General features: G+C 70.3%; 7 protein-coding genes. 4 read left to right on the forward strand and 3 right to left on the reverse strand.

What is annotated here, in order from left to right; genetic code table 11:
* Positions 1-61: 61 nt before the first annotated feature.
* The gene (locus ABZX37_RS44775; RefSeq protein WP_354750411.1) at positions 62-490 is read right to left on the reverse strand and encodes a GNAT family N-acetyltransferase; all 429 of its coding nucleotides are present in this window, start codon (positions 488-490) and stop codon (positions 62-64) included.
* A 20-nt stretch (positions 491-510) separates the two neighbouring features.
* Positions 511-1329 carry a serine protease gene (locus ABZX37_RS44780; protein WP_354750413.1) on the reverse strand — a complete coding sequence of 273 codons (819 nt, stop codon included), beginning with the start codon at positions 1327-1329 and terminating at the stop codon, positions 511-513.
* Between the two features lie 172 nt (positions 1330-1501).
* Here ABZX37_RS44780 and ABZX37_RS44785 point away from each other — a divergent pair, with 172 nt between their 5' ends.
* The 3 genes from ABZX37_RS44785 to ABZX37_RS44795 all read left to right on the forward strand — a co-directional run bounded on the left by ABZX37_RS44785 (position 1502) and on the right by ABZX37_RS44795 (position 4200).
* Positions 1502-2362 carry a M15 family metallopeptidase gene (locus tag ABZX37_RS44785; RefSeq protein WP_354750415.1) on the forward strand — a complete coding sequence of 287 codons (861 nt, stop codon included), beginning with the start codon at positions 1502-1504 and terminating at the stop codon, positions 2360-2362.
* Positions 2363-2432: 70 nt separating this feature from the next.
* Positions 2433-3827: a mycothione reductase gene (locus ABZX37_RS44790; protein ID WP_354750417.1), complete on the forward strand. Its 1395-nt coding sequence runs from the start codon at positions 2433-2435 to the stop codon at positions 3825-3827.
* Positions 3828-3927: 100 nt separating this feature from the next.
* Positions 3928-4200: a hypothetical protein gene (locus ABZX37_RS44795; RefSeq protein WP_354750419.1), complete on the forward strand. Its 273-nt coding sequence runs from the start codon at positions 3928-3930 to the stop codon at positions 4198-4200.
* A gap of 105 nt (positions 4201-4305) precedes the next feature.
* On the opposite strand, the gene ABZX37_RS44800 is transcribed toward ABZX37_RS44795, so the two are convergent.
* Complete coding sequence (locus ABZX37_RS44800) at positions 4306-5580, reverse strand: MFS transporter (protein WP_354750421.1); 1275 nt, start codon at positions 5578-5580, stop codon at positions 4306-4308.
* Between the two features lie 48 nt (positions 5581-5628).
* On the opposite strand from ABZX37_RS44800, the gene ABZX37_RS44805 reads away from it, so the two are divergent.
* Positions 5629-6303 carry an FCD domain-containing protein gene (locus ABZX37_RS44805; RefSeq protein ID WP_354750423.1) on the forward strand — a complete coding sequence of 225 codons (675 nt, stop codon included), beginning with the start codon at positions 5629-5631 and terminating at the stop codon, positions 6301-6303.
* Positions 6304-6393: the final 90 nt, after the last annotated feature.

The following is a 6393-nucleotide window of genomic DNA, read 5'->3' on the forward strand; positions in this document are numbered from 1 at the left end:
ATCCGCGGCCAGGCTCGGCAACCGCAAGCAGTCCGCGGAAGGCGATCGCCCCGCCCCGCGGCTAACCCGGGCGACGCATGGTGATGTGCGGAATCCCGTCCTCGAGGTATTCCGCACCCTCAGCCACAAACCCGAACCGCGCGTAAAGCCCCTGCGCATAAGTCTGCGCGTCCAGCACGAACTCCCCCACCGCACCGTCCAACGCCGCCGCCATCAACTGCGCCGCCAGCCCCTGGCCGCGCGCCGATTTCGCCGTCACCACGCGGCCGATCCGCCCACCGCCGGGCTCGGCCAGCACCCGCAGGTACGCCAGGATCTCCGTGTCGGAAGCCAGCCACAGGTGCTGAGTCTCCGGAAGCAGATCGCGCCCGTCGATGTCGGCGTACACGCAGTCTTGTTCCACCACGAACACCTCCGACCGCAGCCGGAGAATCTCGTAGAGGTCGGCAGCGGCGAGGTCGGGCCCGGCGGCGCGGTGCAGAGTCGTCACACCACCCTGCTTAACACAGCTCAGCCGAAAAGCCGTGCTTGGGATTGCGCCGCGATGTCGTCCGAGAACTGCGAAACCCGCGTGTAGACCCCAGGCTTGCCCGGCTTTCCGCAGCCGTCGCCGAAGGACACGATGCCGACCAGGGTGTCGCCTTCGACGAGCGGGCCGCCGGAGTCTCCCTGGCACGCGTCCTGGCCGCCCTGCGGATACCCGGCGCACACCATGCTCGCGGGGTCGTACGTGTCGTAGGCCGTCTTGCAGGTGGAGTCGCTGACCAGCGGCACCTGGGCGCTGCGCAGCACGTCCGACCGATCCCCGCCTTCGGAAAGCCGTCCCCAGCCGAGCACGGTCGCCTGGGTGCCTTCCGCGTACAGCGACTGGTCGCTCTTGCCCGCGAGCTTCGCGGCGCGGTAGGGCAGCCGTCCGCGCACAGTCAGGACCGCGATGTCGTCGCCCTTGGTCGGGTCGCTGTAGTCCGGGTTCACCCAGACCCGCGAGACGCCGAGTTCCACGCCGTCGTCGCCGCGCTTGTCCTGGCGGCCCGCGACCACGTGGACCGACGACTTCGGCAGGGCTTTCGCACAGTGCGCGGCGGTCGCGACCGCGGACGGGCTCACGATCACCGCGCCGCAGAACTGCGAACCGCTCTGGTCGGTGAGGTACACCGCGTACGGATGGTCGGCCAGCGAGGCTTCGCTGCCGCCGACGATCCGCGGCTGCGCGTGCGAGCCGGGATCGGAAGGCGTCGACGCCCAGGCCGAGCCGACCGGGACCGCGATCGCGGCGGCGAGCAGCGTCCCCGCCGCGAGCAGGACCGGACGACGGAACTTCGCGGGCATGGGCTTTCCCTTCATCGGCACTACGACAGCACAGCCTGGACGCGCTCAGGAATCAAGTGACTCCGGCGCGTGCACACACGGCCGCGATTACCCTAAACGGGCCAAGCCCAAAACGGTGTCACTGGAACGGGTGGACTCTCTATACACCGGGCGCATTCGCTTAGGTGGAGTCATGCGACGGATAACAGCCGCGACGGCCGGCGCGCTGGCGGTCTTCTTGCTGGCCGGATGTGCCACGAGCACCCCGGCGGCACCCCCGCCGGGCCCGCTGAGCGCGCCGTCGGCGCCGCCCAGCCCGACACTTCCGGCAACTCGGACAGCGACGAGCGCGCCCGCCGTCACCTGGCAGGTGGGTGCTCGTCCGCTGCCGCTGCGTCCGGACGGCTTCGGCGAGATCCAGCCAACTCCACCTGAACTGGTGAACCGCTCGCTGCCGACCCGGGACTTCCTTCCGCCGCCGACGAGCACCGCCTACACCGCGAAGATCGTCGACGTCCCCGACACCGTGCTCAAGCGCAGCACCTGGCAGGCCGCGTGCCCGGTGTCGTCGGCCGACCTCCGCTACGTCACGCTTTCTTTCTGGGGCTTCGACCATCACGCGCACACCGGCGAGCTGCTGGTGAACAAGGACGGCGCATCGGCGGTGGTGAAAGCGTTCAGCGAGCTGTACGCGCAGCAATTCCCCATCGAGGAAATGCGCATCACCTCCCCCGCCGAGCTCGACGCACCGCCGACCGGCGACGGCAATGACACCAGCGCGTTCGTCTGCCGTCCGATGCGCGGGCAGAAGAACTGGTCCGCGCACGCGTACGGGCTCGCGGTGGACGTCAATCCGTTCTGCAACCCGTACACCAAAGACGACCTCGTGGTCCCGGAGCTGGCGTCCGCCTACGTCGACCGCGCGAACGTGCGGCCGGGGATGGTCACCGCCGACGGGCCGATCGTGCGCGCGTTCGCCGCAGTGGGCTGGCAGTGGGGCGGGGCGTGGAAGTCGCCGGTCGACCGGATGCATTTCACAGCCAACGGCGAATGATCCGGGAACACCCGGGCGGGGCGCCGGGGTTGACTAGGCTGGCAGCAGACCGCTTTCGGGAAGGACCGCCGTGCCGCACTACGACCTGGTGATCATCGGGACCGGATCGGGAAACTCGATCCTCGGGCCGGAGTTCGCCGACCTCCGGACGGCCATCGTCGAGAAGGGCGTGTTCGGCGGGACCTGCCTGAACGTCGGCTGCATCCCGACGAAGATGTTCGTCTACGCCGCCGACGTCGCCGCGACGCCCGCGGGCAGTTCGCGCTTCGGCGTGGACGAGGAGCTCACCGCGGTGCGCTGGCCGGACATCCGGGACCGGATCTTCGGCCGGATCGACCCGATCGCCGAGGGCGGCGCGGAGTACCGCGAGAACCACGAGGACAACCGCAACGTCGACGTCTACCGCGGCGAGGGCCGGTTCACCGGCATGAAGGAACTGCGCGTCAGCTTCCCCGGCGGCCGTCCGGACGAGGTCGTCACCGCCGACCGGTTCGTGCTCGCCGCGGGCGGGCGGCCGGTGATCCCGGACGTGCCGGGGCTGGCCGAAACCGGCTACTACACCTCCGACACGATCATGCGGCTCGACGCACTGCCGGAGCGGATCGTCATCCTCGGCGGCGGCTACATCGCGGCGGAATTCGCGCACGTCTTCGCGTCGTTCGGCGTCGCGGTCACCATGGTGAACCGCTCCGGTGCCCTGCTGCGCCAAGAGGACGCGGACGTCAGCGCCCGGTTCACCGAATTGGCTTCGCAGCGGTTCGACGTCCGGCTTGAGCGCAAGACGGTTCGCGCGCGCCGCACGGACAACGGCGTAGCCCTGGATCTCGAAGGCCCGCAGGGCGCCGAGACCGTCGAGGCCGACCTGATCCTGGTCGCCACCGGCCGCAAGCCGAACTCGGACCTGCTCGACGTGGGCGCCACCGGCGTCGCCACCACCGAGCGCGGGCACGTCGTGGTGGACGACTACCAGCAGACGTCCGTCGAAGGCGTCTACGCGCTCGGGGACATCTCGTCGCCGCTGGAGCTGAAGCACGTCGCGAACCACGAAGCCCGTGTGGTGCACCACAACCTGGCGCACCCGGACGACCGCATCAAGGCCGACCACCGCTTCGTGCCGCACGCGGTGTTCACCTCGCCGCAGGTGGCGTCGGTCGGGCTGACCGAGGCGCAGGCGGCCGAGCGCGGAGTGTCCTTTGTGGTCTCGAAGCAGGACTACGCGGGCATCGCCTACGGCTGGGCGATGGAGGACACCACCAGTTTCGCGAAGCTGCTCGCCGACCCGGCGACCGGACAGCTGCTGGGCGCGCACATCATCGGACCGCAGGCGTCGACGGTGATCCAGCCGCTGATCCAGGCGATGAGCTTCGGCCTGGACGCGCGGTCGATGGCGCGCGGGCAGTACTGGATCCACCCGGCGATGCCGGAACTGGTGGAGAACGCGCTGCTGAACCTGCCGCTCGACTGACCCCGGGGATACCCAGAGTTGATCTAGCGGGAGCCGATTCCCGAATCGGGTAACAAGGATGTCGCGTTGTTAGTGTTCTCGCGGAGGTGCGGGGACTGACATGACCGACATGATCGCCGGGGGAATCGTTGTGGCCGCGAAAGATTTGGCCGCTCGCTGGAGCGAGGTCACGGATCTCGAGCTGATGTTCGCCGCGCGGCGGGCGGAGCTCGGGACGACGGCCGCGACGCTGACGTTGCTGGAGGAGCTGCGGGCGATGCCGTCCGAACGGGCCGCCGAATGCCTCGCGGTCGCGGTGGCCGCGCTCGACGACGTCCGGCGCACGGGCCAGCTTCCCGGGCCGGTGCTGGAAGACGCGGCGCTGGCGAGCTAGGCGGCCATCCGGCGGGAGTGTCCACAGTGGGCAGACGCCGTCGAGGCCGAGGACCACACGAAACGGGCGGCCGGTGGATTACCGGCCGCCCGTTCTTCCGTTGGCTCAGACGAAGCGACGCCGCCCGGCGAGGGCACCGAAGATCATCTGCGTCACCATCACCACGAGCAGCACGATCAACGACACCGTCCAGCTGCCCGTCGCGTCGTGCAGCAAGCCGAACACGAACGGGCCGACCGCGGCGAGCAGGTATCCGAAGCCCTGCGCCATCCCCGACAACCGCGCGGTCTCGGCGCCGCTGCGGGCTCGCAGGGCGATCACCGTCAGCGCCAGGGAGAACACGCTCATCCCGATGCCGAGCAGGACGCTCCACAGCAGCGGCGAGAACCCTGGCGCGAGGACCAAGCCGAGCATCCCGGCGGCGCCGAAGACGCCCATTCCGACGATCCACGGGCTCTGGCTCTTCTGCCGCGCCGCGATCGGCGGGATCACCAGGCTGATCGGCACCGCGATCACCGAGATCAGGCCGAGCAGCAGACCGGCGTCGGCCTTGCTGACGCCCGCGTCGATGAAGACCTGCGGCAGCCAGCCCATCACGACGTAGGCGATGAACGACTGCAGGCCGAAGAAGATCGTGACGATCCACGCGAGCGGGCTGCGCATCAGCGACCGGGCGCGAGCGGCGCCGGCGGCCGGACGCGGCGGGCGGCCCGCGCCGCGCGAAGCGATCAGCCAGGCCGCCAAAGCGATCGCCGACAGCACGCCCCACGCGCCGAGCGCGGCACGCCAGCCGCCGAGGGCCGATTCGAGCGGCGGGCTCAGTGCGGAACCCGCCGCGCCGCCGCCCTGCAGGGCCGCGGTGTAGACGCCGGTCATGAGCCCGACTCGAGCCGGGAACGAATCCTTGATGACTACCGGGATCAGTACGTTGACCAGCGCGATTCCCGCGGTGGCGATGAGCGTTCCGCCGAGCACGACGTACGGTCCGTCGAGCACCCGCACCACCAGGCCCGCGGTCAGCACCGCCAGCGCGAGGCCGATCGCCGGGCCGATGCCCAGGCGGCGCGACAGCACGGGCGCGGCCAGGCCGGCCCCGGCGAAGCACAGGCCGGGCAGGGTCGTGAGGATGCTCGCCCACACCGCGGACGCGCCGAGGCTTCCGCGCATTTCCGCGAGCAGCGGGCCGACGCTCGTGATCGCCGGCCGCAGGTTCATCGCCGTCAGCACCACCGCGACCGCCAGCAGCACGCCGCCGGCCACCACGCCCGGCCGGCGGCCGGCGGGCACCTCTTCCTCGAGGCTGCCTTCCAGTTCGAGCTCGAGCCGGTCGGAATAGGTGGCGGTGGACACGGCAGCGGAGTCTCGGGAATCGGCGGACATGTGCGCTACTATCGCATACGTAGGATGATTGGATGAAGGGATCAGGCTGTGCCGTTGGCCACCACCCGCCGCGCCGGACTCGTCGACCAGGTCATCGACCAGCTGCGCGAGGCGGTCACCGCAGGAGAATGGCCGATCGGGCACCGGATCCCGACCGAGCCGGAGCTGTCCGCGCAGCTGGGCGTCGGGCGCAACACGGTCCGTGAGGCCGTGCGCGCGCTGGCGCACACCGGGATCTTGGAGGTCCGCCAGGGCGACGGCACCTACGTGCGCGCGACGAGCGAGGTGTCCGGCGCGATCCGCCGGCTGTGCGGCACGGAACTGCGCGAGGTGCTGCACGTGCGCCGGTTGCTGGAGGTCGAGGGTGCTCGGCTGGCCGCGACCGCGCGCACCGAGGAAGACGTGGCCGAGCTGCGCGTCCTGCTCAACCGCCGCGACACCGACTGGGACGAGGGCCGCCTCGACGACTTCGCCCGCAGCGACGCGGAATTCCACCAGGTCGTCGTCCGGTGCGGGCACAACGGGCTGCTGCTGGAGCTGTACCGCGGCCTGATGGAGGCGATCACGGCGAGCGTGGCGTCCACTTCGGACAATCCGGAGCACGCGGAGATGATCCGGCACCGGGAACTGGTGGACGCGATCGAAGCGCGCGACGCCGCGCGGGCGGCGAGCGAGGCGGCGGGGTTCCTGGACGAGCTGATCGCCCGGGCAGAGGACCTGTAGCTGTCCGTGAAGGGCTCCTTGAGGGAATCAGATTCCCTCAAGGAGCCCTTCACGGACAGACGTTGCTCAGTAAGTCGGCAGGCTCGGGTC

The sequence above is a fragment of the Amycolatopsis sp. NPDC004079 genome (assembly GCF_040610415.1).
Taxonomy (GTDB): Bacteria; Actinomycetota; Actinomycetes; order Mycobacteriales; family Pseudonocardiaceae; genus Amycolatopsis; species Amycolatopsis halotolerans.